The organism is Marinigracilibium pacificum (assembly GCF_012926615.1).
Lineage (GTDB): Bacteria > Bacteroidota > Bacteroidia > Cytophagales > Cyclobacteriaceae > Mangrovivirga > Mangrovivirga pacifica.
On the sequence record NZ_JABBNU010000013.1, the window covers coordinates 14,198 to 38,988 of the forward strand.

The window sequence follows — 24,791 nt, forward strand, 5'->3', positions numbered from 1 at the left end:
ATATTTAATTTTTTATAATTCTTTGGGTCTTTGTCATTTCTTTTCCAACGAATTGAACCAGATAGACTCCTGGTGTAAATTCAGACATGTCAATAGTAGGGGGCACATTGTCGTTGCTAATATCAATAATTTTAAGGATTTGTCCTAAGTTATTAGTGATATTGATCGATTTAACATCTGTTTTGTCGATCCCCGAAACATTTATGACTCCATTTGTTGGATTAGGATAAATAAAAAGTGATTGTTTGTTTAAATCATCTTCGACCGAAAGAATAGTATTTAAGATTGAAGGAGCACCAGTTGGCCCGGTACTTTCTATAGGTAATTCTGTATTATCAGTAAGAACGAAAAATTCACCTGGTTTAAGATTAATTCTTAAGTTAGCATTATCAAAATTAATTGTTTCATCTGTAAGAACTGAATACCATTCACCAGTAGAAGGAAGAGTTACTACTGCAGTTCCATTCGTAACTCCAAAATTTCCAAATACTACTACATTTAGTGTGTTTGAAGTGTATTTGAATGATTTTATAGCATCTGAAGACCAAAGGGCAGAAAAATTACTTGATTCAAAATTTTCAGCATTGATTATATTTTTTAGCTGAATAACTCTACTAAAGGTGTTATAAACTTCTTTTCTGTTTTGTTCATCATAATAATTCCATAAAACTGGTTTTGGAGATGTACGACCATCAAACTCAATACTTACATCATACCCAAGTTCTCCAAACTGCCAGAACATTTTTGGTCCCGGAGGTAAGAATATATATGGAGATGCTGCTTTTATGCGTTCTAGTGCTATTGCTTCATTTTTAATGTTATATGATCCGGAGCTATTGCCAAACTCAGCTGCCTCTACCATTTGTCTTTCTTCATCATGGCTTTCCATATATGATACCAGGTGGTTGTTACTCCAGCCTCTGAATTGAGCTACACTTCCTGAAATATCCGATTTGTTGTTATCATGAAATCCTAATATCATTTCTTTAAACGGACCATGGCTGTTACCCCAAAGCATCATTCCATAATTAGAAAGCTCTATTTCTTCATTATTGGCTGCAAAATGCTCAAGTATGATATAAGTAGATGGATCCTGTGCCCAAATAACATCTGCCATTCTTTTAAGGATAGCAACTCTACTATCGTCATAAGAACTCCAGGCACCTACATCTGAGTTCTGCTTTTGTGTAAAACCTTTACTTAAATCAAATCTGTATCCATCGAAATGATACTCCTGAACCCAGTAAGTATTAACAGAATCTATAAAATCTTTAGTTAAGTCTGATTCATGATTAAAATCATAAAAGACACTAAATGGGTGAGTAGCAGAAACATTGAAATATGGATTGTCAGGTTTTACTGTTAAACTTTCAAAATCAAACCACATCGAAACATAAGGATTTGGAACATCCGCATGGTTTAATACCATATCAAGAATTACTGCAATACCCATACCATGAGCGGTATCGATAAATTCTTTAAGTTTGTTTTTGGTGCCATAGAATTTATCAGGTGCAAAAAAGAATGTAGGATTATATCCCCAGCTGTTATTACCAGCAAATTCCATAATTGGCATAAGCTCAATTGCATTGACACCCATTGATTTAAAATAGCTTAGGGTATCAATCAAATTCTGATAATTTTTATTTTCATCACCTTCGAAGAAATCCCTGATAAGCACTTCGTATACTATCAAATCTTCCTTGTCTGGTTTTTGATAACCATCATTCAGCCAGATGTATTCTTGCTGGGCAGTTTGAAGTACTGAAAATCTATTGAAATACCATTCGCTGTGAATTACATTTGCAGGAATCGACTTTAAGTCAGGGTATGTCTGCGCAGGAATATATTGATCATCAGTATCAAGTATTTTATCAGCAAATGGATCTGCAATGTAGATAGCACCATCTACTAGATATTGGAAAGCATATTCCTGTCCAGGTGTTAATCCTGTTACTTCATACCAGAAATAATCTCCATCCTTATTCATAATTGTGGAACCTGAAATTTCCCAATTACTCCACTCACCATATACAAAAACATTCTCTTTTCCAGGAGCAAAAAGACAAAGAGTTACTTTAGTATCGTCTCCATCATGATAATTAATGCCAGGGACAATTCCAGCAGGTCTTGGATCTGGTTGTGTATTAGCAAATATTACATCCCAGGTTTTAGTTAAAGTCTCCTGGCCATTATTAGCAGTAACTGAAACTGTGTTTACATTGGTGTCATTGAATGTATAATTAAATGAAAAATCACCACTAGAAGATGTTGTGTTTGAAACAGAACCATCAACTAAAAATTGAATTGTTGAGCTTTCATTCACTGATCCAGAAAATGTAACTGCCTCACCTTGTGAAACTATTACAAAGGCTGAATTCGGGTTTATTATACTTAACGAATAACCTGTTTCTACAACATTATCTACAGATTGTCCGTTTGCCCAGTCATTGCCCTTTAAAAGCATTCCTAATTTAACTTTACCTTCAGGAACTGATGACATATAATCAGCAGGAGTCAAAGTCAGGCTAAATGTAGTGGTATTTCCATCCACATTTTTTGTGAATTTGGCAGGATCAGTTGCTGTGGTGTTAGAATTCGCAGGGTTAACATTGAAACTAAATGAAACACTTTCGTGATCAGGTAGCCACATCCAGAGATACGCTGAACTTAAACTTGCCAGATTTGTACCTGTAACATCATAAGTTATAGTTATCTCAGTATTCAGAGAAAAACTGGCAGGCGAAATCGTAGGTTGAATATCAGTTTTGTCCTGTGAAAAGGATGAAAACGGAATCAATAAAATTAATAATAGAGAGTAAAGATTCTTCATATTATATGTTTATCTGGGTTTGGTTAAAAAATTGTACTTTAACAATAATCATGTGTTATAATAAACATCTATAATAACCGCTTATTATCGAATAAGTATTTATAATTTAAGTAAAAGAAGTGATTAACACATTTATTTATTGGAGTTTCATTTGTTGATTTCCTTAGCTATTGTTTCAAACGATTGCAATTTTGGGAGCAAAAATCTTTTGAGTTGCTTTAGCAGGAATTTCAAAGAAAGATATTATCTTAAGGTAGAATTAAATTTCAATTAATCGAGAATATAATTTTTTTAATTTTTTGGTTAATTTTTCGAGAGTAAACTTTACTTCGACATCTTTCAAATTAATTTTTGATTAAAAAGAGGTATATTCAAGTATAAAATTTAACAAATGGGAAATTCACACCAAGTTACTATTAAGGATATTGCCAGAGAATTGAATATATCACCTTCAACTGTTTCACGGGCATTGAAGGATCATCCTGATATATCAAAAGATACTAAGAAAGCAGTATCTGAACTTGCCAGAAAATATAACTATCAACCGAATGCAATTGCTCTTAGTTTAAGAAGCAGGAAAACAAATACTATTGGTGTTGTAGTGCCACAAATTGTCCACTATTTCTTTTCAAATGTTATTAGTGGGATTGAAGATATAGCCTACGATAAAGGGTATAACGTTATGGTTTGTCAAACCAATGAGTTGCAGGAGCGTGAGGAGAAAAGTGTAAATGCACTTTTAGCCAGTAGGGTAGATGGTCTTTTGGTATCTTTAAGTAGAGAAACTAAATCATATGATCACCTGCGAAAAGTAATAGATGGAGGAACTCCAATGGTATTTTTCGATAGAAAATCAGATGATTTTGACGTTAGTTCTGTTGTTATTGATGATTACCAAGGCGGCTACCAGGCTACTGAGCACCTCGCAAAACAAGGATATAAGAAAATAGCACACCTTGCAGGACCTTTGAATTTAACATTGTCTCAAAGCAGATATGCCGGGTATAAACAGGCTTTGCAAGATAATGGTCTGAATTATAGAAGAGATTATGTGATTGAATGTCCAAGTGGTACTATTGACGAAGGATATGAAAAATCTAAATCCTTGCTTCAGTTTCGAGATAAGCCGGATGCGATTTTTGCCGCAAATGATCCGGCTGCTATCGGTGCTCTTAAAGCAATAAAGGATGCCGGACTAAAAGTACCCGATGATATCGGGGTAATAGGTTTTAGTGACTGGCAATTGGCCTCACTGGTTGAGCCGGCATTATCTTCTATTTCACAGCCTGGCTATGAAATGGGAGCAGAAGCTGCAAGGTTAATGTTTAAAGCACTCGAAGCAGGAAAAGATGAAGTTGTGGAAAAAGAAAAAATTGTTTTGAAAACAAATGTGATTTCAAGAGATTCTACAGCAAAAAAATAAAAATAGAATTTTAATCATTTCAAACGATTTAAACCTTCAGAATTGATATTTTGAGAGTTTAAATCGTTTTTTTATGTCTTTTTAAAATCAATTTTTTGTTTGTTTATTCTGTCTAATGGTGTTTTTTTAGGTTATCTTAATGCAAGAACACAACAAAAATATTGATCATTATGTCTCGATTAAGTCGTCCTTTTGGATCTGTTAAAAAGGTTGTAGTTAATGAAAATTCTGCAATTCTAAACCTTGAATATGGTCATGCCGAAATTACTATAGTTGAGAATAATATTTTCAGGGTAAGGGCATTTGTTGAAGAAGAGCGTGACTTTTCATATGCTGTAGTAAATACTGGAAATAAAGATTTTGATTACCAAATTAATGATGAAGAAGGCAAACTTTCTATCATTACTGAAAATGGCAAATTAGAGATTGACAAGGATGCATTTCAGCAATCACTTTATAACAATAATGGTCAATTATTAAATCAGGATGATTCCTTAGGCGTTCGGGCTATTGGAAATGAATTGACAATATATAAAAAGCAAGTTGAAGGAGAAAAATTCTTAGGTCTTGGAGAGAAAACCGGTCCACTAAATAAAAAAGGAAGAGCATACGTTAACTGGAACACAGATCAATTCGCATACTCCCCAGATTCTGATCCCATGTATTGTACTACTCCATTTTATGTAGGTATCCATAATAAGGGTATTTATGGTGTGTTTTTAGATTCTACTTATAAGTCTTCATTTAATTTCGGTGCCAGTAATGACAGGTTCACATCAATAACTGTCGAAGATGGCGCTTTAGATATTTATTATATAGTAGGTGATTCTCTTTCTGATATAACTAAAGCTTATTGTCGATTAACTGGTACGCAGACCATGCCTCCTAAGTGGGCTTTAGGTTATCAGCAATGTAGATATAGCTATTATCCGGAACATGAAATAAGAAATCTGGCCAGAACATTCAGAGAGAAAAAAATCCCTGCTGATGTGCTTTATTTTGATATCCATTACATGGAAGATTATAAAGTTTTCACCTTTCATAAAGAGAGATTTCCGGAGCCTAAAAAGTTAATAGATGATCTTGGGAAAGACGGGTTCAAAACTGTTGTAATCGTTGATCCGGGGATTAAGATAGAGAAAGGTTATGATGCTTATGAAGAAGGGAAGTCTAAGGGTTATTTTATGAAATATCCGGATGGTGAGGATTTTGCAGCTCAGGTCTGGCCGGGCTGGAGTAATTTTCCTGACTTTACTAATCCCGATGCAAGAGACTGGTGGAAGGAAAAGATAGGGTATTTTACTTCAATGGGTATCACCGGAATCTGGAATGATATGAATGAAATTGCCTCATGGGGACAATCTACTCCTGACCTGATTGAAAATGACTACGATGGAGATAAAACTAGTCATAAAAAAGCCAGAAATGTATATGGAATGCAAATGGCCAGGTCTACAGCTGAAGGAATTTTAAAAAATACGGATAACATACGGCCATTTGTATTAACCAGGTCAGCATATGCCGGAATTCAACGATATGCAGCAGTCTGGACAGGTGATAATGTATCTACTGATGATCATATGCTATTGGGAGCCAGGATGCTAGCGGGTATGGGGATCTGCGGAATGGCCTTTTCAGGTAATGATGCTGGTGGGTTTGTTGGCGAAACCACAGGAAGACTATTTGCAAGATGGATTGCACAGTCAGCATTTACTCCATTTTTTAGGGGGCATACCATGATAAATTCCACTGATGCCGAGCCATGGTCATTTGGTGAACAAATTGAAGACATATCGAGAAATTTCATCGAGTTGAGGTATAAACTAATGCCGTATATCTATTCATTATTTAAAGAGGCTAATCAATCAGGAATGCCGCTTGTTAGATCACTGGCATATTATTGGCCAAATGATGACTGGGTTTATGATGGAGCATTTGAAAATGAATATCTTTTTGGTCAGTCATTATTGATTGCTCCGATGAGATCAGATTCTAATTATGTTAAAGTATTTTTTCCTGAAGGAAAATGGTATGACCTATATAATGACAAGGTGCATAATGGCAATGCAGTTGAAATTCTTGAATATGAGTTGGAGAAATATCCTGTTTTTGCAAGAGGAGGGTCTATTATCACTGAGCAATCATTGGTTAATAATACACAGGAAAAGCATGATGGTGTTTTAAGAATTCATGTTTATACTGGAAGTCAGGATAGTAAACACATTCAAACGCATTTTGAGGATGATGATATTTCTTATAATTATCAATCCGGAGATTTTTATCAGAGAGACATGATTTTTGATGATAATACAAAATCATTATTATTGACAAAAGTTACAGGTGAAAGACAAAGTTCATTTTCAAAGCTCCAGGTGATTATTCATGGTGATAAACCTGAAAAAGTAATGGTGAATGGATCTGAAATGCAAACAGGAGTGATAGAACAATATCGATTTATTGGTATGGTTTCAAACTTTGATCCTTTCTATAACAATGAAGATGATGGTTTACATGCAGATAACTTAAGTTATATAGAACTCGATAATGATAATGCTCAAATTGAAATAAAATGGTAGAAGCTTTAAATATTCAAATAATAACTTAAAACCTAAATTATAACCTAAAATAGACATGAGAAAACAAAGCAGAATTGCTGCTGTGGTATTTTTTATTTTGTCCACTCTGGGAGTGATTTCTTGTGGGCAAACTACCAAAGAAGAAAATACTGAACAGGCTGTTGAAACCGTTGAAATTAAATATCCGGAAGCAGCTAAGGATTACAGTATTTATGAAGTGAATATCAGGCAATACACTCCAGAAGGTACTTTCAATGCTTTTATTCCACATATGGAGCGTTTGAGGAAAATGGGTGTCGATATTCTTTGGCTTATGCCGGTTCAACCAATTGGAATTGAAAACCGAAAAGGTCCTGAAGAAGGGTCTTTGGGTAGTTACTATTCTATCCGCGATTATACTGCAGTTAATGAAAATTTTGGTACGATTGATGATTTTAAAAACCTTGTTCAGAAGGCACATGAATTAGATATGATTGTGATTTTGGATTGGGTGGCTAATCATACGGCATTCGATCATCACTGGACAAAAGAAAATCCTGATTTCTATAATCGTGATGAAGAAGGAAATCTTATTCCTCCGATGGGTACAGACTGGACAGATGTCGCTGATTTGAATTATGATAACAAGGAATTACATAATGCAATGCGAGATGAGATGGCATGGTGGATTACCGAAACAGATATTGATGGTTTCAGATGTGATGTGGCACATGAGGTTCCAATGGATTTCTGGAATCCAGCTGTAGATAGTCTTCAAAAGGTTAAAAACATTTTTATGCTGGCTGAATCAGATACTCCTGAAATGCATGATTCAGCTTTTCATATGACTTACGGCTGGGGTTTTCATGCCTTGTCTAATCGTATTGCCAAAGGAGAAAATAAAGCTTCTGATATAGCTGAATTTTTAAATAAGGATCAACAAAATTATGGTGATAAGGCTTTCAGAATGAATTTCACATCTAACCATGATGAAAATAGCTGGAACGGAACAGTCTTTGAAAGATATGGAGATGGAGTTAAAACTTATGCTGTCCTGATGAGTACTGTACAAGGTATGCCATTAATTTACAGCGGCCAGGAAGCTGGTCTGAATAAGAGACTTGAGTTCTTTGTGAAAGATACCATTGATTGGTCAGATCTTAAATACGAGGAATTTTATACAAAACTGCTTAAACTTAAAAAGGACAATCCGGCATTATTTAATGGTGAGTTTGGAGGAGTCGCGGAATTTTTAGATTTTGATAATGAAAACGTAATTGCTTTTCAAAGAACAAAAGATGGAAATACTGTAACTGTTATATTGAATTTATCTGAGTCTTCTCAGGAAATAAAAGTTCCGGATAATTTGGTCGGAACGCACACAGATTACATGAGTGGATCTGAATTTGAATTAACAAATGAGGCTACACTTGATTCATGGGCATATTTTATTGTTGTTGATAATAAGAACTAAAAGATGAGTACAGGAACGAAGAAAATGCCTAAACTAAGCTTTCTGGATATCTGGATGCTTAGCTTTGGGTTTTTAGGAATACAATTTGGATTTGCCCTTCAAAATGCAAATGCTAGTCGAATACTTCAGACATTTGGTGCAGATGTAGAACATTTGTCATGGTTTTGGTTGGCAGCACCACTGACTGGTTTGATAGTACAGCCAATAGTAGGTCATTATTCAGACAGAACATGGAATAAATTAGGGAGAAGAAAACCTTATTTCTTATCCGGAGCGATATTAGCCTCAATAGCATTGATTCTAATGCCCAATGCAGGAATGTTTGCTGCATTTTTACCAGCAATGTTTGTGGGCGCAGGGTTTTTAATGATCATGGATGCTTCATTTAATATTGCTATGGAGCCATTCAGGGCTTTGGTTGCTGATATGCTTCCATCAGATCAAAGAACTTTAGGTTTTAGTGTCCAGACAACTTTAATTGGTATCGGAGCAGTTATAGGGTCTTGGTTGCCATATATGTTGAAAAACTGGTTTAGAGTTGATGCACCTGTTGGAGAAAATGAAATTCCAATGAACGTTGTTTACTCATTTTTTATTGGGTCTGCAGTTTTGATTACCTCAGTATTGATTACAATCTCGGGAACTAAAGAATATGACCCTGAAGAATATGAATCATATCATGGTAAGGCTCCTGATGAAGGTGAGAATTTGGGTTTCTTTCAAATTTTCAAAGATTTTGCCAACATACCGAATAACATGTGGAGATTGGGATTAGTTCAATTCTTTTCATGGTTTGGGTTATTTAGTATGTGGGTTTTTACAACTCCTGCTGTAGCCCAGCACATATACGGGTTACCTATTTCTGATACCAAATCCGAGATGTACAATAATGCCGGAGATTGGGTAGGAGTTATTTTTGGAGTTTATAACTTCGTTTCAGCTATTTATGCATTTTTCTTTTTGCCTTGGTTAGCAAAGGTGACTTCCAGAAAAATGGCTCACGCTATTTCATTAATCTGTGGAGCAATAGGCTTTTTCTCAATTTATTTTATAACTAATGAAGATTATTTGATTATTTCCATGATCGGTATAGGGATGGCTTGGGCTAGTATTTTAGCTATGCCTTATGCAATTTTGGCTGGCTCTATTCCTTCTGGTAAAATGGGAGTTTTTATGGGGATATTCAATTTCTTTATTGTTATTCCACAAATAGTAAATGGGATTTTTGGTGGTCCGCTGATTAAAAATGTTTTTGGTGAACAAGCAATTTATGCTTTAATAATAGCTGGCTTTTCTTTTGTCCTGGCAGCTGTCCTGGTAGTGTTTGTTAAGGATGAAGATGAACCAGTAGCAGATGATACAATTGCAGATGTGCCTGAAGTTTTATAAGTCACATTATAAATAAAATTTGAAGCCCGATAAAACAATATCGGGCTTTTTAGTATATTAAGATTATGTATATAACCGGAATCGAACTTCTAAACGCACCATATAGAATAGAACAGTCTCATCTTCAGGAGATGCTTGGTAAAGCACTGAATCTTGATGAAAGTTCACAGAGAGCATTTAACGTTTTATATAGAGCTACAGGGATCAATACTCGAAATAGCGTTGTACAAGACTATATAGAAGGTCGTTCTATTGATTTTTTTGCTGATGAGGGTGACAGGATTATTTTTCCATCGACCAGAAAGAGAATGGAAATGTATCGATCGGCTATAATTTCCTGGTTGATTCCTGGCATAAAAAAAGTGTTCAACGAAAAATATTCCGACAAGAAATTTACTCATCTGATTACTGTTAGTTGTACTGGAATGTATGCTCCTGGTCTGGATTATGATATTCAATATCACCTTGGCCTGGATTCATCAATATTTAGACAATCTATAAACTTTATGGGATGCTATGCAGGTATTTCCGCTCTCAGGATGGCGGCAGATATATGCAAAGGACTTCCGAATGCCAGAGTGCTAATAGTGGATGTTGAAATGTGTAGTCTTCATTTTCAGAATTCAACAACCCACGATGATTTACTATCTAATAGTCTGTTTGCTGATGGTGCTGCTTTAATAACTGTTGAAGGACAAAAGCCTGAGTCAAATAATGCAGTCAAAATTTTAGGCTTCGAAACACAGACTATTCCTGATAGCATGGATGATATGGCCTGGGAAATTGGAAACGAAGGATTTAATATGAAGTTATCGACTTATGTTCCAAAGTTACTGGGCAATCAATTGGAGAAGTTCAGTGAGGTTTTTGATCATTATGATGATATGATTTTTGCAATACATCCTGGAGGAAAAAGAATACTGGAAGCTTTTGAAAGTGCCTTTAAAATAGAAAAAGAAAAACTCAAATTTTCATACGAAGTTTTAAGGAATAATGGCAATATGAGTTCTGTAACTATTTTTTATGTATTAAAAAGAATTATTGAACAAGGAGTCAAGGGGCAAGCCTTTGCTGCTGCCTTTGGACCCGGGTTGACAATGGAGGCTGCTAAATTGGAAATTTCTTAATCTAATGGAAACTCAAGGTTGCTTACTTTATCAAGAGCACTCATCTTAATGATTAATTTCTGACCTTCTTCTGAATTATTAGTTGCATCCTGACATTGTTTTCCAGGAGTAAGATAATAATGATAGTACTTTTGATTTCTAGTATACAGTATAATATTATCGGGTCTGCCTAATACTTTTCTTAATTCATTAGTAGATAATCCAATAAGTAAATCTTTATTTAACTTAACTTCATCAATCATTTCCAATCGGTCACCTGTGCAACCATTTTGATCATTGATCCATAATTCCTCATCGAAATTGGGAATGTCCACACTATTTCCACAGCTTGAAAACAGTACAATAATAATAGATAAAGTCGCTAAAATATTAGGTAGTGGATTCTTTGAGAATCGTATTTTCATAAGGTATCTTACTTATTTTGTATAGCCATACAAAACTAATCAAAGCAACTGATATTATAATAATAAATTCGATTGACATTAAGTTTGAGCCTGTTACAAACAAAAATCCGAGTACTACACCACTAATAATTCTTATAGGTTCAAGAACGTAAAACCACTTTTTCTTTTCTAAAATTATACCTGTATGGACAACACTCCATATTATATATGTACTGATGACAACTTTTTGCCAAACAACAAATTGCCCTTCCTTAAATAGAAATAAGGCAGTTATTACCAATGCTATTAAATATTGAAAAATAGCATAATAATTAACCGAAGCAGGAGCAGGAGTGTCGTATTTTACATAGGTTGCCTTATCTACATCAGGGATCTCTTTCATTCCTCCAAGGTAAGATGGCATCCATCCTGGTTTTTTAAAGGCGAATCTGACTTTGTCAATCATCTTCATGTCCTTCATGTTTATTGCCATTTCCTTAAAATGCTTAAGGTTCACCCACACAGGATTCCATGAGTTTGTAGGTACCGTTACTCCATAAACCGGTCGTTCTTCTTCCTCTTGAAATGTACCAAACATTTTATCCCAGATAATAAATACACCTGCATGATTTTTATCAATATACTTTGGATTTCTACCATGATGTACCCTGTGGTGACTTGGTGTATTGAAGATTTTTTCAAACCATCCCATTTTATCAATAGTTTCTGTATGGATCCAGAATTGATATACAGTTACTAGCCCCGACATCAATGTAAATGTAACTACATCAAAACCTAATAATGCCAATGGCCAGTAAAATGGAGCAGTAAAGAGAATCTGAAAAGTCCCTTGACGTAATGCAACTGATAAGTTATAATCTTCACTTTGATGATGGACAACATGACCTCCCCAGAATAAATTGATTTCATGGCTCATTCTATGTGACCAGTAATAGCAGAAATCAGCTGCCACAAATAAAATTATCATAGAATACCATGTCGGTTCAATCGTAAATATTCTTAATTGCTCATAAATGAAGTGATAGATAAAAAGTACACCAATCTTAAAAAACAAGTTGGTCGTTTGTTGGGTGATCCCACAACTAATATTTGTAAGAGCATCTCCAACACGGTATAATTTAATCTTACGAACATGCTGAATGACTAATTCTATACCGATTAACAAAAAATAAATAGGTATCGCAATGACAACCGGGGTTAATTCCATGATTTTATTTGGGTTATTCAACTACTAATTTAATGAAAAAAACAATATCAGGATTTAAAAAATCATAAAGAAATAAACTCTGAAAGTAATTATTAGAATTCCGACATTCAGGGTAGTACACTAATTGAAGATATTTGTAACTTTGCCAAAAAAAAACTTAGCATGGATAAAGTTTTGCGTCTAATCTGGATCTTTTCGATTATTGGTTTCTTCGGAACCTTTTTTTATACCTACGCAGGGTTAGAGGGCATGGTCGAAATAGGTGTTTATGAAGATATGAATAAATTTTTTCTAACTAAAAATGAATTTTTTTATTCAGTATTTGGTCTTTTTATTGTTTCAAGTGGTCTTTTTCTGGCATCATCCCAGTTTATTAAGAATATGGAACCAAAATCATCGTTCTTAAATAATAGCGAGAAAAAAAGATCTAACTTCTTAAGCTCTATTTATTTATGTGGAATCGGAGTTAATATTTTGTTAGTTTCATTCGTTGCATTTGTCGGTTTTGTAAATAACCCATCAATGGATGAAGGTTTTAACCCGGTATCAATGTTATACCTTGGATTCCCTTTTATAGTCATATCGTTGATATTAATGGTATATACTTTGGTTAGAAAGTACGATTAATAAGAAGATTTATCTTTTTGTAATACAATTAATTATCGAGGATTTAAGTGTTGTTATTTAGGTTGGGAGGAGATTTTTAAATTCAATTATCCTGCTGAAAATTCCACTTCCTTTTATATATTTATGGATTGAATAAGAACTGAAATCGAGCAATAATGGCAAATTCGAATGGTGAAGTAGTTTATAATGAGGATAGTATCAAGTCACTAGAGCCAAATGAGCATATCAGGTTAAGGCCAGGTATGTATATTGGTAAATTGGGTGATGGATCTTCATTTGATGACGGAATTTATGTGTTGGTTAAGGAGATTGTAGATAACTCAATTGACGAACACATGATGGGGAATGGTAAGACCATCAGTATAAAAATTACGGATCACAATGTTGAGGTTCGTGATTACGGTAGGGGAATTCCTTTGGGTAAGGTTGTTGATTGTGTGTCAAAAATCAATACCGGAGGAAAATATGATTCAGGAGCTTTCCAAAAATCTGTAGGACTTAATGGCGTGGGTACAAAAGCTGTGAATGCTTTATCATCCTCATTTAAGGTTATTTCTTACCGCGATGGAGAAAAAAAAGAAGCCAATTTTGAAAAGGGGTACCTGATTGATGAATTGCCTATTGAAAAAACTTCAGAGCGCAATGGTACTTTTATTCGATTTACGCCCGATAATACAATATTTAAGAATTATAAATTTATTCCTGAATTTCTTGAAAACCAGATCTGGAATTATTGTTACCTGAACGCAGGCCTTACAATCAATTTTAATGGCACAAAATACCATTCAGAAAAAGGTTTATATGATCTTCTGGAGAAAAAGACTGACGAAGAGACAAACAGATATCCAATTATTCATTTGAAGGGTGAGGATATCGAAATTGCCATGACTCACGGAAATCAGTATGGTGAAGAATACTATTCTTTCGTGAATGGTCAGTATACTACTCAGGGAGGAACACACCTTGCGGAATTCAGGTCTGCAATTGTAAAAACTATTCGTGAGTTTTATAATAAAAATTATGAGGCTGTTGATGTTAGGCAGTCAATTGCTGCAGCCGTAGCTGTGCGGGTTCAGGAGCCGGTCTTTGAATCTCAAACGAAGACAAAATTAGGCTCAACTCATGTGAGCCCGGATGGACCTACCATGAGAACCTTTATCAATGACTATGTGAAAAGGGTTTTTGATGACTATCTTCATAAGCATCCGGATACAGCAGAGGCTCTTCAAAAGAGAATTCAACAATCTGAAAGAGAGCGAAAAGATATAGCTGGAATTAAAAAGCTTGCAAATGATCGAGCAAAGAAAGCTAATCTTCACAATAAAAAATTAAGGGATTGCAGAAACCATTTTAACGATAAGAACGGAAAACGTCAGGATGAAACAATGATTTTCATTACCGAGGGGGATTCTGCATCCGGTTCAATTACTAAATCAAGAGACGTACAGACTCAGGCTGTATTTTCATTAAGAGGTAAGCCTTTAAACTGCTTCGGAAAAACAAAGAAGATTGTTTATGAAAATGAAGAGTTAAACCTGCTTCAACATGCTTTAAATATTGAAGATGGTCTGGAAGGATTGAGATATCGAAAAGTAATTATTGCCACTGATGCTGACGTAGATGGAATGCATATTCGTTTATTGCTTCTTACTTTCTTCCTTCAGTTTTTCCCTGACCTGGTAAGAAATGGTCACGTATATATCCTTGAAACTCCATTATTCAGGGTTCGAAATAAAAAAGAAACCATCTATTGTTATTCAGACGAAGAAAGAAGAGCAGCAATAGCTAAACTGGGTAATAAGCCGGAAATAACACGATTTAAAGGACTTGGAGAGATTTCTCCTGAAGAATTTGGTGGATTTATCGGTGATGATATCAGATTGAGTCCGATAATTATTAATAAAGAAACCAGTATCAATAAACTCCTGCAATTTTATATGGGGTCGAATACACCGGAAAGACAGGAATTTATTATCGATAAACTTCGCGTGGAAAAAGATATAGTTGAAGAAGGCAAGTCAACTATATTGGAGACAGAAGAAAGTGTAACTGAAAAAGCATAATTTGCAGATGGTAGAAGATAATAACCAAAATAATCCAAACAACGAAGAAGAAGAAATTCATGAAGTGATTCCCATTGGGGGGATGTATGAGAACTGGTTTTTGGATTACGCTTCATATGTGATCCTTGAAAGGGCTGTTCCAGCCATTGGCGATGGATTGAAGCCTGTACAGCGTCGAATCATGCACTCAATGAAGGAGATGGATGATGGTCGATTCAATAAGGTAGCAAATGTTATTGGTCAGACTATGCAGTATCACCCTCATGGTGATGCCTCCATTGGTGATGCTATCATTAATATGGGGCAAAAGGATTTGCTAATAGAAACTCAGGGTAACTGGGGTGATATTAGAACAGGAGATTCGGCTGCAGCACCAAGATATATTGAAGCGAGACTTTCAAAATTTGCGTTAGATGTAGTTTTCAATCCTCAGACCACTGACTGGCAGTTAAGTTATGATGGACGAAAGAAGGAACCTGTAAATCTACCTGTTAAATTCCCTTTACTTCTTGCTCAAGGTGTGGAAGGTATTGCTGTAGGTTTAAGTACAAAAATACTACCACATAACTTTATCGAACTGATAGATGCTTCTATTAAAGTACTTCAAGGTAAGTCGGTATCGATATTTCCAGATTTCCCAACTGGAGGTTTAGCAGATTTTTCTGAATACAATGATGGTGTCAGAGGAGGAAGGGTCAAGGTAAGAGCTAAAATTGAGGAAGTTGACAAGAAGACTATCGCAATTAGGGATATCCCTTTCGGAACTACAACAAGTTCATTGATTGATAGTATCCTGAAGGCTAATGATAAAGGAAAAATCAAGATAAAGCAGGTAACTGATAATACTGCCAGAGATGTGGAAATTCTGATTTCACTGGCATCAGGGCAGTCACCAAATGTTACAATCGATGCTCTTTATGCTTTTACAGATTGTGAAACAAGTATTTCGCCTAATGCCTGTGTAATTATTGAGGATAAACCACACTTTCTTGGTGTATCTGAAATTCTTAAGTTAAATACAGACCAGACAGTTGAACTTTTACGTGAAGAACTTGAGATAAGAAGGGGGGAACTAAAAGAAAAGCTACTTTTTTCATCATTAGAGAAAATATTCATTGAAAACAGAATCTACAGGGATATTGAAGAATGTGAAACCTGGGAATCTGTTCTTGAGACAATTGATAGAGGCTTAGATCCATATAAGCCTGAATTTTATAGAGAAATTACTCAGGATGATATAATTCGCCTTACAGAGATTAAAATTAAGAGAATTTCAAAATTTGATACCTTTAAGGCTGATGAGCTGATGAGAAAATACAATGAAGAATTGGAACAGGTAGAATATGACCTGGCCAATATCATTGATTATACCATAGCTTATTTCAAAAGAATTAAAGAAAAGTACTCAAAGGGTAAAGAGCGTAAAACAGAGATAACTACCTTTGAAACCATTCAAGCCAATGTGGTTGCCGCTAACAACGTTAAGTTATATGCCAATTTAAAAGACGGCTTTATTGGTACCTCTTTAAAGAAAGATGAGTTTATCAGTGATTGTTCTGATATTGATGATATCATCGTTTTCAGAAGAGATGGTAAAATGCTTGTAACTAAAATTGCTGATAAAACATTCGTTGGTAAGGACATTATTTATGTAGGTGTTTTCCAAAAGAATGATGAACGAATGGTCTATAATATGATCTATCTTGATGGTAAATCTGGTAGATCGATGATCAAGAGGTTCCAGGTTTTAGCAATTACCAGAGACAGAGAATATGACTTGACAAAAGGACAGGCTAATAGCAAGGTTCTTTATTTTACTGCTAACCCAAATGGTGAAGCTGAAAAAATCACTGTTTATCTAACCTCGGGATGTAAAGCAAGAATTAAAGTATTTGATTTTGATTTTGCAGAGATAGATATAAAAGGTAGAAGTGCCGGAGGAAATATCTTGACAAAATATCCTGTGCGAAAGATTCAATTTAAAGAAGCAGGTGTGTCAACTCTTGGAGGACTTGATATTTGGTATGATGATGTCATAGGAAGGCTAAATAGTAATGGGCAAGGAAATCATCTTGGGAACTTTAATGGTGAAGACAAAATCCTTGTTATTTACGAATCTGGTGAATACGAATTGACCAATTTTGAACTCACAAACAGGTATGAGGCAAATAAAGTTAGGTTGATTACCAAGTTCAATCAAGATAAACCTGTAAGTGCTGTTTATTATGATTCGGGGTCAAAATCTATCTATGTGAAACGTTTCTTAGTTGAAACAAGTACTATGGATAAGAAATTTCCGTTCATAAGTGAAGGTAAAGGTTCAAAATTATGGTTTGTTTCTACCGCTTTGAAACCTGTTATAAAGGTGAAATATCAGGAAGGAAATTCTAAGGAAGAAGATGAGTTGAACATTGAGGAACTTATTGATATCAAAGGATGGAAAGCAATAGGGAATAAATTTCCTTATCAGACTTTAAAGGATGTTACTGATATAACGCCGGTAGAAGTAAAAGAAGAAAAGAAAGAGCAAGAAGATAGTTCTGACGATTCATCAAATAAAGAAGACAATGATACTGATAATGATGTATACACATCAGGAGATTCAGTTGATTTAAATCTTGATGATAAAGAACAACTAGGATTGTTTTAATGAGAAATAATAAAACCAGATCTGAATTTATAGATTATCTGGCAAACTTTGTAACTGACGAGAGGAAAGAGCTGATAGAGCAGGTTCTTTCCTCTCGTACTCGTTACTTGACTCTTGTACTTGAGGATATTTATCAAACCCAAAATGCCAGTGCTGTATTAAGAACCTGTGAATGTTTTGGCTTGCAGGATGTACATATTGTTGAGCAGGGAAATAAGTTTTCTGTTAACCGAAATATTGTAAGAGGTGCGACAAAATGGATAGATATTCATAGATATAATCATCCGGAAAGTAACAATATTGATGATTGTATAGCACATTTGAAGAAAGATGGGTATAAAATTTGTGCTACCTCTCCACATTCAGGAGCAGTAGATTTACCTGATTTTTCCCCTGATGAAAAAACAGCATTCATTATTGGTCATGAAAGACATGGATTAAGTCAAAAAGCATTGGAGTTATCAGATGTTTGCTTGAAAATTCCAATGTATGGGTTTACTGAAAGTTATAATTTATCTGTTAGCGCAGCTTTGATTTTATATGATTGTATTCAAAAATTAAAGAATGCTAATAAGAACATTGAATTAAGTGAAATAGAGAAAGAAGAATTGAGATATAATTGGTATAAAATATCATATAAAAGAGCAGACCTGTTGGAAAAAGGTTTTTTTGGATCATGAGCTTGAAATCTGTTGCAAAAAAAATATCAAAGATAATTCTATGGGTGTTGATATCACTAGTTCTGATAATCGGGATAACAAACCTGATAGTCATAATTAGTAACCAGGATAACATTAAGTCCTCAATAGATGAATTGGATCATGCAGAGGTAGGGTTAGTTCTTGGTACAAGTAGATTTTTAGTAAAAGGAGGTGAAAATCCATTTTTTAGTAAAAGAATTGATGCTGCAGCAGAACTTTATCATAGTGGAAAAGTTGATCATTTATTAGTAAGTGGGGATAACAAATATAAATCATATAATGAACCAAGATTTATGTACCAGGCTTTAATCGAAAAAGGAGTTCCTCATGAATCTATAACATTTGATTTTGCTGGTTTTCGAACACTCGATTCGGTTGTAAGATCTAAGGAAATATTTGGATTAAACGAAGTTGTGATTGTAACTCAAGAGTTTCACGCATATCGTGCACTTCAAATAGGTAAAAAAATTGGACTTAATGCCCAGGCTTTTGCTGCTGAAGAAGTACCTTTGAATGAAAGTTTTTTCGTGCGAGCAAGAGAGATTTTGGCTCGTACAGCAATGTTTGCTGATCTTTACATATTAAATACTCAACCTGAGCATCTAGGTGAAAGACAGCAAATTATTATTAGAAAGTAAGATTTTTTATTGCTAATCTTGTTTGATGAAATTAAATAAATCCAAATTATTCTATTTTTTAGTTGTCCTGATTCTTATGGTTGGGAGTAACCAGGGTTTATTTGCTCAGATCACTATCAGTGGAAGGGTGATTGATGCGGAGAATGGTGATCCTGTTCCGTTTGCAAATATTGTAATATCCGGAACAACGCTTGGAACAACAACTGACTTTGACGGATACTATAAGCTGAAGGCAAATTCAAGAGCTGATAGTATCAGTGCAAGCTATATTGGTTATATAGGAAGAACAAAAGCTATCCCATCTGAAGGGACTACGTTAAATTTTCAATTAACGCCCGATGTTGTTTCACTTGATGAAGTAGTTGTACAGGCAGGTGAAGACCCTTCATTTCCTATTATGAGGAAAGTGATGGAAAATAAGGATAAAAATGATAAAAGAAACCTATCGGCATACGAATACGAATCATATTCTAAAATTGAAGTAGATGTAAATAAAATATCTGAAAAGCTTCGTGAGAAAAAGGTGATGCAAGAGATTGCAAGTGTTCTTGATAGTCTTGACAGGATAGCCGGAGAAGATGGTAAGCCAATTTTGCCAGTATTTATTTCTGAATCATTGAGTGATTTTTATGTTAAGAATAACCCATTAATTAAGAAGGAGGTTATCAAGAAAACTAAGATCACAGGCGTGGGAGTGACCGATGGAAGTTTTACCTCGCAATTTATCGGAACTTCTTTCCAAGAATATAATTTCTATGACTCATGGATGACCATTGTAGATAAAGAGGTGGTTTCTCCTTTGGCAAATTCATGGAAGAGTTATTATGATTTCTATTTGATCGATAGTATGATGGTTGATTCATATTATTGTTATCAAATTGATTTTGAACCTAAAAGAGCTCAGGATGTGGCTTTTTCAGGAACTATGTGGATTACAAAGGATTCATATGCACTTAAGCAGATTAATGCAACAATTGGGAAATCTGCAAACCTGAATTTTATTGAAAAAATAAAGATTCAACAGGAACTATTACCTTCTCAACAAGATGCTTGGTTACCAAAGAAAACAAGAGTAACAATAGATGTTGATGAGTTGACTAGTGGTTCTGCCGGAATGTTAATAAAATTTTATATTTCAAATCAGAATTGGACAGTTAATAATCCACGAGAATCGAAATTTTATGATCAGGCTATAGAATTACAGCCTGATTACAAGAATTTTGATGATTCATTTTGGGATACCAATAGACATGAGCCTCTTTCGGATGCTGAGCTCAATGTTTACTCAATGATTGATACAATTAAAAATATCCCAATTGTCAAAACTTATATTGATGTTGTAGAGACTGCCATTTCAGGATATTACCAGGTTGGTAAAGTTGATATCGGACCTTATGCGGTACTGTTAGGAGCGAATGATCTTGAAGGATTCAGAGTTAGGGCAGGACTTAGGACTAATGTTAATTTTAGTGAGAAATGGGTGTTAGGTGGTTATCTGGCATATGGATTTAAAGACGAAAGATTTAAATACAATGCCAATGTGAAATATATATTTGACAGGCAAAAATGGACTGTTCTTGAAGGAGAGTATGGGCATGATGTGGAGGTTACAGGATTGGATAAGGATGAGATTTCCTCAAACCCCGTCTTTTATACATTTAATAAACTGGGATTTTTAAGAAGGCCATATTATAATACTTATGGAAATTTTAAATTTAGCAGACAGGTATCGAAAAGTTTTGAGCATCAAATAGCCTTAAGGTACAAACATTTTGACCCTCAGTTCAATTTTGCTTATTACGATATATATTCTGAAGAACCGGGAGTGATAAAGCAAGAGTGGACAACAAATGAAATTGAAGTAACCACTAAATTTGCTAAGGATGAAAGGTTTGTTTATGATGGGAACAGAAGGATTAGTCTTGGTTCTTATAAATGGCCTACCTTTGTGCTTACATATTCCTATGGAATACCGAATTTTCTTGGAGGTGATTTTGAATATCATAAATTAAGGTTTGATATTTCACAAAATCTAAGATTAGGAAGTTTAGGAACTTCAAAATATAAGCTTACTACAGGTAAGATATTTAATGCATTACCTTATCCACTACTAGAAACTCACTTGGGTAATGAAAGCTTCTTCTATAGTACAGCAGCATTTAACCTGATGAATAATTTCGAGTTTGTTAGTGATCAGTTTGTATCTTTAAGATATTCGCATTCTTTTGAAGGCTTAATCCTAAATAGAGTGCCGTTACTTAAAAAACTAAAATGGAGATTATTATTTAATGCCAATTTGGTTTATGGTACATTGGAGCAAGATAATTTTGATATAATGGCTGAATTCACCCCTTCAGGTGAACCAGTAAGTACGTTCGGGACGTTTGCAAAGAATAAGCCATATGCAGAAATAGGATATGGAGTTGAAAATATATTTAAATTTATTCGCGTCGATTTTTACCATCGATTGAATTATTTATATAATCCAAATGTAGATAAATTTGGAGTGAAAGTAAGCTTTCAATTCATTCTGTAGTGATAACAGTCATTGGGTCTAATGATCATCAGGAAAGTAAAATTCATAAATATCATTCTTCCAATAGTTATAATTATTGGATCAGCCTGTCAACGTGAATATAGTAGCGAAAGACTTGTGGGGGTTGATGAGAATGTATTTCCTGAAATGTCAGAGAAAGTCAAGATTCTGGAAGAAAGAATTGCCTTGAATCCAAATAATGCTGAGAACTATTTCTTAAAAGCAGAAGTACTACATGAAAATGGTGACTATACCGAAGCACTTCAACAAATAGATAAAGCAATTGCCCTTGATAGTACCCAAGGTAGTTATTTTCTCCTCAAATCAGATATCCTTTTTGAGAAAGGGTTTATAACACGGTCTTTATTCTTTGCTTTGAAGGCCGAAAGTTCTTTGCCTTTATCTCCTGAGCTTAAATCAGTTATGGCTAAGAATTATCTAGGTCTTGAGAAACCTTCTTTGGCACGATCAAGCATAGATGATGCTAAGAAGCTTCAGCCGGAGAATGCTAGATTTTATATGTTAAGTGGAGAAATCGCGCTTGTAGAAGGAGATACAAATAGGGCTATATCAGAGTTTAACAAATCGATTGAGCTTGATGAAAATTTAATCTCAGGCCCAATGAAATTGATTAGAATCAGCCTTGATCAAGGTGATACAAAGAAAGCGTTAAAATATTTTGATCAGTTTCCATCTTCTTCATTAGAAAGTAATCCGGAATTAAGGTATTTATATCTAAGAACTAGATTGGCAAACGGTGACGAAAAATATTTCTTTCAAGAAGTAGATAGTCTGGAAGGAAGATATAAATATTTTTCTGAATTAAATAAGCTGGCAGGAGATCGGTTAGTCAATACAGGCAAATATTATAGTGCACTCCAGTATTACAATAAGGTTCCTGAAAGAAATGAGGTCTGGCTTGATGCATCATTATCAAAAGCTAATGCATTGAGTGTGTTGGGGAAATCAAAAGAATCTCTTGAAACATATAATCAGATTTTGGAAAGATTTCCGGATAATGAAGAAGCACAAGCGGGTAAGGAAGCAATTGAAGAAAAAATTGCTTTATATTTGCGCTGGAAACAACGGCAATTAAGAAATGATAGTATTTCTTCATTGCCATTACAACCAAAAAATATAGATTTGAATTAATATAAAATGAGCAATACTGAGCAGATAAAAATCACTTTACCTGATGGAACTGTTAAAGAGTTTCCAAAAGGATCCAGCAGTATGGATGTTGCATTAAGCATTAGTGAAGGCCTTGCAAGAAATGTACTGGCTGCTAAAGTCAATGGAGAACTGTGGGATGCAGGCAGATCAATTGAAACCGATGCTGATGTACAACTACTGACGTGGAATGATGAAGGTGGAAAATATGCATTTTGGCATTCATCTGCTCATTTATTAGCAGAAGCTCTTGAAGCACTCTATCCGGGCATCAAATTGGGTATTGGACCTCCAATTGAAAATGGTTTCTATTATGATATAGACTTTGGCGATCGTGAATTTGGTGAGCAGGATCTTGAAAAAGTAGAGAATAAATTTCTTGAATTAGCAAGAGAGAAAAATACTTTTGAAAGGAAAGATATCAGTAAAGCTGATGCAATTAAATACTATCAGGAAAAGGGTGACGAATATAAGCTGGAATTGATTGATGGGTTAGAAGATGGTTCTATCACTTTCTATACTCAGGGTAATTTTACAGACTTATGTCGTGGACCACATATTCCAAACACAGGTTTCGTTAAAGCTGTGAAGTTGTTGAATGTTGCTGGAGCTTATTGGAGAGGTGATGAAAAAAATAAGCAATTAACAAGGATTTACGGAGTGTCATTTCCTAAACAAAAGGAATTGAAGGAGCATTTAGAGAGACTTGAAGAAGCTAAAAAAAGAGATCATAGAAAGTTAGGGAAGGAACTTGAACTTTTTACTTTTAGTGAGAAGGTAGGAATGGGGCTTCCTCTATGGTTACCTAAAGGAGCAGTATTAAGGGATAGATTAACTGAATTTCTTAAGAAGGCTCAGGTTAAAGCAGGGTATGACCCGGTTGTAACGCCTCATATTGGTAATAAACAACTTTATATTACCAGTGGACACTATGAAAAGTATGGTGAGGATTCATTCAAGCCAATTGCAACACCTAATGAGGGTGAGGAGTTTATGCTTAAGCCAATGAACTGCCCGCATCATTGTGAAATATATAAGTCAAAACCCAGATCTTACAAAGATTTACCAGTAAGGTACGCTGAATTTGGTACTGTCTACAGATATGAGCAAAGTGGTGAGTTACATGGATTAACAAGGGTAAGAGGTTTTACTCAAGATGATGCTCACATATTCTGTAGGCCTGATCAGGTAAAAGAGGAGTTTATAAAGGTTATTGATCTAGTTCTATATGTGTTTAATGCATTGGGCTTTGAAGACTTTACTGCCCAGGTGTCGTTAAGAGATCCGGAAAACAAAACTAAATACATTGGTGGTGATGAAGTTTGGGATCGAGCTGAACGAGAAATTCAGGAAGCTGCAGATGAAAAGGGACTAAAAACAATAGTTGAGTATGGGGAGGCAGCCTTCTATGGTCCTAAGCTTGATTTTATGGTTAAGGATGCATTAGGAAGAAGCTGGCAGTTAGGAACTATACAAGTAGATTATAACCTTCCTGAGCGTTTCGAGTTAGAATACGTTGGGTCTGATAATCAACGACACCGACCAGTAATGATTCATAGAGCTCCTTTTGGATCGTTAGAAAGATTTGTGGCTGTGTTAATTGAGCATTGTGGAGGAAACTTTCCACTATGGTTAGCTCCTGAACAAATTGCCGTACTTCCTATTAGTGAGAAGTTTGCTGATTATGGGCAGGAAATTTATAGGCAACTACAAGCGACTGATATTCATGGGTTTATAGATCATCGAGATGAGAAAATCGGTAGAAAAATTCGCGATGCTGAAGTTAAGAAAATACCTTATATGATCATCGCAGGAGAAAAGGAACAAGAGGAAGGAAAGGTTTCAGTAAGGAAACATGGTGAGGGAGATCTTGGATCAATGACAGTTGAAGAGTTTATTAACCACATTAATGAGGTTAAAAGTAAGGAATTATTGAATTCTTGATATATTTATTATGGTGATTGCTTTTAACTCAAATAAATTATTGAGATATT

Annotated in this window: 16 protein-coding genes; 13 read left to right on the forward strand and 3 right to left on the reverse strand. The window is 34.8% G+C overall.

Going from position 1 to position 24,791, the window contains the following annotated elements:
- Positions 1–4: 4 nt before the first annotated feature.
- Positions 5–2,833, reverse strand: coding sequence for an alpha-amylase family glycosyl hydrolase (locus tag HH304_RS18600; RefSeq protein WP_169684794.1), 2,829 nt, complete (start codon positions 2,831–2,833; stop codon positions 5–7).
- A 391-nt stretch (positions 2,834–3,224) separates the two neighbouring features.
- On the opposite strand from HH304_RS18600, the gene HH304_RS18605 reads away from it, so the two are divergent.
- The 5 genes from HH304_RS18605 (at position 3,225) to HH304_RS18625 (ending at position 10,801) form a co-directional block, all read left to right on the forward strand.
- Positions 3,225–4,256, forward strand: a complete 1,032-nt coding sequence (locus HH304_RS18605) for a LacI family DNA-binding transcriptional regulator (protein ID WP_169684795.1) — start codon at positions 3,225–3,227, stop codon at positions 4,254–4,256.
- A gap of 170 nt (positions 4,257–4,426) precedes the next feature.
- On the forward strand, positions 4,427–6,832 hold the full coding sequence (locus tag HH304_RS18610; RefSeq protein ID WP_169684796.1) for a glycoside hydrolase family 31 protein: 2,406 nt from the start codon (positions 4,427–4,429) through the stop codon (positions 6,830–6,832).
- Between the two features lie 55 nt (positions 6,833–6,887).
- On the forward strand, positions 6,888–8,285 hold the full coding sequence (locus tag HH304_RS18615; protein WP_169684797.1) for an alpha-amylase family glycosyl hydrolase: 1,398 nt from the start codon (positions 6,888–6,890) through the stop codon (positions 8,283–8,285).
- 3 nt (positions 8,286–8,288) lie between these two features.
- Positions 8,289–9,674, forward strand: a complete 1,386-nt coding sequence (locus HH304_RS18620) for an MFS transporter (RefSeq protein WP_169684798.1) — start codon at positions 8,289–8,291, stop codon at positions 9,672–9,674.
- A 65-nt stretch (positions 9,675–9,739) separates the two neighbouring features.
- A complete protein-coding gene (locus HH304_RS18625) occupies positions 9,740–10,801 on the forward strand; it encodes a type III polyketide synthase (protein ID WP_169684799.1) in 1,062 nt (353 codons plus the stop codon).
- Here the strand turns inward: HH304_RS18625 and HH304_RS18630 are convergent.
- Positions 10,798–11,205, reverse strand: a complete 408-nt coding sequence (locus tag HH304_RS18630; protein WP_169684800.1) for a hypothetical protein — start codon at positions 11,203–11,205, stop codon at positions 10,798–10,800. The genes HH304_RS18625 and HH304_RS18630 overlap by 4 nt on opposite strands.
- Positions 11,171–12,412 carry a sterol desaturase family protein gene (locus HH304_RS18635; RefSeq protein ID WP_169684801.1) on the reverse strand — a complete coding sequence of 414 codons (1,242 nt, stop codon included), beginning with the start codon at positions 12,410–12,412 and terminating at the stop codon, positions 11,171–11,173. The genes HH304_RS18630 and HH304_RS18635 overlap by 35 nt, the downstream gene beginning before the upstream one ends.
- A gap of 162 nt (positions 12,413–12,574) precedes the next feature.
- On the opposite strand from HH304_RS18635, the gene HH304_RS18640 reads away from it, so the two are divergent.
- From HH304_RS18640 to thrS, 8 genes are all read left to right on the forward strand, one after another.
- A complete protein-coding gene (locus HH304_RS18640; RefSeq protein WP_169684802.1) occupies positions 12,575–13,039 on the forward strand; it encodes a hypothetical protein in 465 nt (154 codons plus the stop codon).
- Positions 13,040–13,194: 155 nt separating this feature from the next.
- Positions 13,195–15,102: a DNA topoisomerase IV subunit B gene (locus HH304_RS18645; protein ID WP_169684803.1), complete on the forward strand. Its 1,908-nt coding sequence runs from the start codon at positions 13,195–13,197 to the stop codon at positions 15,100–15,102.
- 7 nt (positions 15,103–15,109) lie between these two features.
- Positions 15,110–17,752, forward strand: coding sequence for a DNA gyrase/topoisomerase IV subunit A (locus tag HH304_RS18650; RefSeq protein WP_169684804.1), 2,643 nt, complete (start codon positions 15,110–15,112; stop codon positions 17,750–17,752).
- Positions 17,752–18,432 (forward strand): TrmH family RNA methyltransferase, encoded by a 681-nt coding sequence (locus HH304_RS18655; protein ID WP_169684805.1) that lies wholly within the window; start codon positions 17,752–17,754, stop codon positions 18,430–18,432. Before HH304_RS18650 ends, HH304_RS18655 begins: the two co-directional genes overlap by 1 nt.
- Positions 18,429–19,091 carry a SanA/YdcF family protein gene (locus HH304_RS18660; protein WP_169684806.1) on the forward strand — a complete coding sequence of 221 codons (663 nt, stop codon included), beginning with the start codon at positions 18,429–18,431 and terminating at the stop codon, positions 19,089–19,091. Before HH304_RS18655 ends, HH304_RS18660 begins: the two co-directional genes overlap by 4 nt.
- 25 nt (positions 19,092–19,116) lie before the next feature.
- Complete coding sequence (locus HH304_RS18665) at positions 19,117–21,627, forward strand: DUF5686 and carboxypeptidase-like regulatory domain-containing protein (protein WP_169684807.1); 2,511 nt, start codon at positions 19,117–19,119, stop codon at positions 21,625–21,627.
- Positions 21,628–21,648: 21 nt separating this feature from the next.
- Positions 21,649–22,779, forward strand: a complete 1,131-nt coding sequence (locus tag HH304_RS18670) for a tetratricopeptide repeat protein (protein WP_169684808.1) — start codon at positions 21,649–21,651, stop codon at positions 22,777–22,779.
- Between the two features lie 6 nt (positions 22,780–22,785).
- Positions 22,786–24,741: a threonine--tRNA ligase gene (gene thrS / locus HH304_RS18675; protein WP_169684809.1), complete on the forward strand. Its 1,956-nt coding sequence runs from the start codon at positions 22,786–22,788 to the stop codon at positions 24,739–24,741.
- Positions 24,742–24,791: the final 50 nt, after the last annotated feature.

What these genes read in the sequence shown, in the direction of transcription:
- HH304_RS18600 (WP_169684794.1), bottom strand. Translation starts at nt 2,833, where the DNA reads ATGAAGAATCTTTACTCTCTATTATTAATTTTATTGATTCCGTTTTCA.
- HH304_RS18605 (WP_169684795.1), top strand. Translation starts at nt 3,225, where the DNA reads ATGGGAAATTCACACCAAGTTACTATTAAGGATATTGCCAGAGAATTG.
- HH304_RS18610 (WP_169684796.1), top strand. Translation starts at nt 4,427, where the DNA reads ATGTCTCGATTAAGTCGTCCTTTTGGATCTGTTAAAAAGGTTGTAGTT.
- HH304_RS18615 (WP_169684797.1), top strand. Translation starts at nt 6,888, where the DNA reads ATGAGAAAACAAAGCAGAATTGCTGCTGTGGTATTTTTTATTTTGTCC.
- HH304_RS18620 (WP_169684798.1), top strand. Translation starts at nt 8,289, where the DNA reads ATGAGTACAGGAACGAAGAAAATGCCTAAACTAAGCTTTCTGGATATC.
- HH304_RS18625 (WP_169684799.1), top strand. Translation starts at nt 9,740, where the DNA reads ATGTATATAACCGGAATCGAACTTCTAAACGCACCATATAGAATAGAA.
- HH304_RS18630 (WP_169684800.1), bottom strand. Translation starts at nt 11,205, where the DNA reads ATGAAAATACGATTCTCAAAGAATCCACTACCTAATATTTTAGCGACT.
- HH304_RS18635 (WP_169684801.1), bottom strand. Translation starts at nt 12,412, where the DNA reads ATGGAATTAACCCCGGTTGTCATTGCGATACCTATTTATTTTTTGTTA.
- HH304_RS18640 (WP_169684802.1), top strand. Translation starts at nt 12,575, where the DNA reads ATGGATAAAGTTTTGCGTCTAATCTGGATCTTTTCGATTATTGGTTTC.
- HH304_RS18645 (WP_169684803.1), top strand. Translation starts at nt 13,195, where the DNA reads ATGGCAAATTCGAATGGTGAAGTAGTTTATAATGAGGATAGTATCAAG.
- HH304_RS18650 (WP_169684804.1), top strand. Translation starts at nt 15,110, where the DNA reads ATGGTAGAAGATAATAACCAAAATAATCCAAACAACGAAGAAGAAGAA.
- HH304_RS18655 (WP_169684805.1), top strand. Translation starts at nt 17,752, where the DNA reads ATGAGAAATAATAAAACCAGATCTGAATTTATAGATTATCTGGCAAAC.
- HH304_RS18660 (WP_169684806.1), top strand. Translation starts at nt 18,429, where the DNA reads ATGAGCTTGAAATCTGTTGCAAAAAAAATATCAAAGATAATTCTATGG.
- HH304_RS18665 (WP_169684807.1), top strand. Translation starts at nt 19,117, where the DNA reads ATGAAATTAAATAAATCCAAATTATTCTATTTTTTAGTTGTCCTGATT.
- HH304_RS18670 (WP_169684808.1), top strand. Translation starts at nt 21,649, where the DNA reads ATGATCATCAGGAAAGTAAAATTCATAAATATCATTCTTCCAATAGTT.
- thrS (WP_169684809.1), top strand. Translation starts at nt 22,786, where the DNA reads ATGAGCAATACTGAGCAGATAAAAATCACTTTACCTGATGGAACTGTT.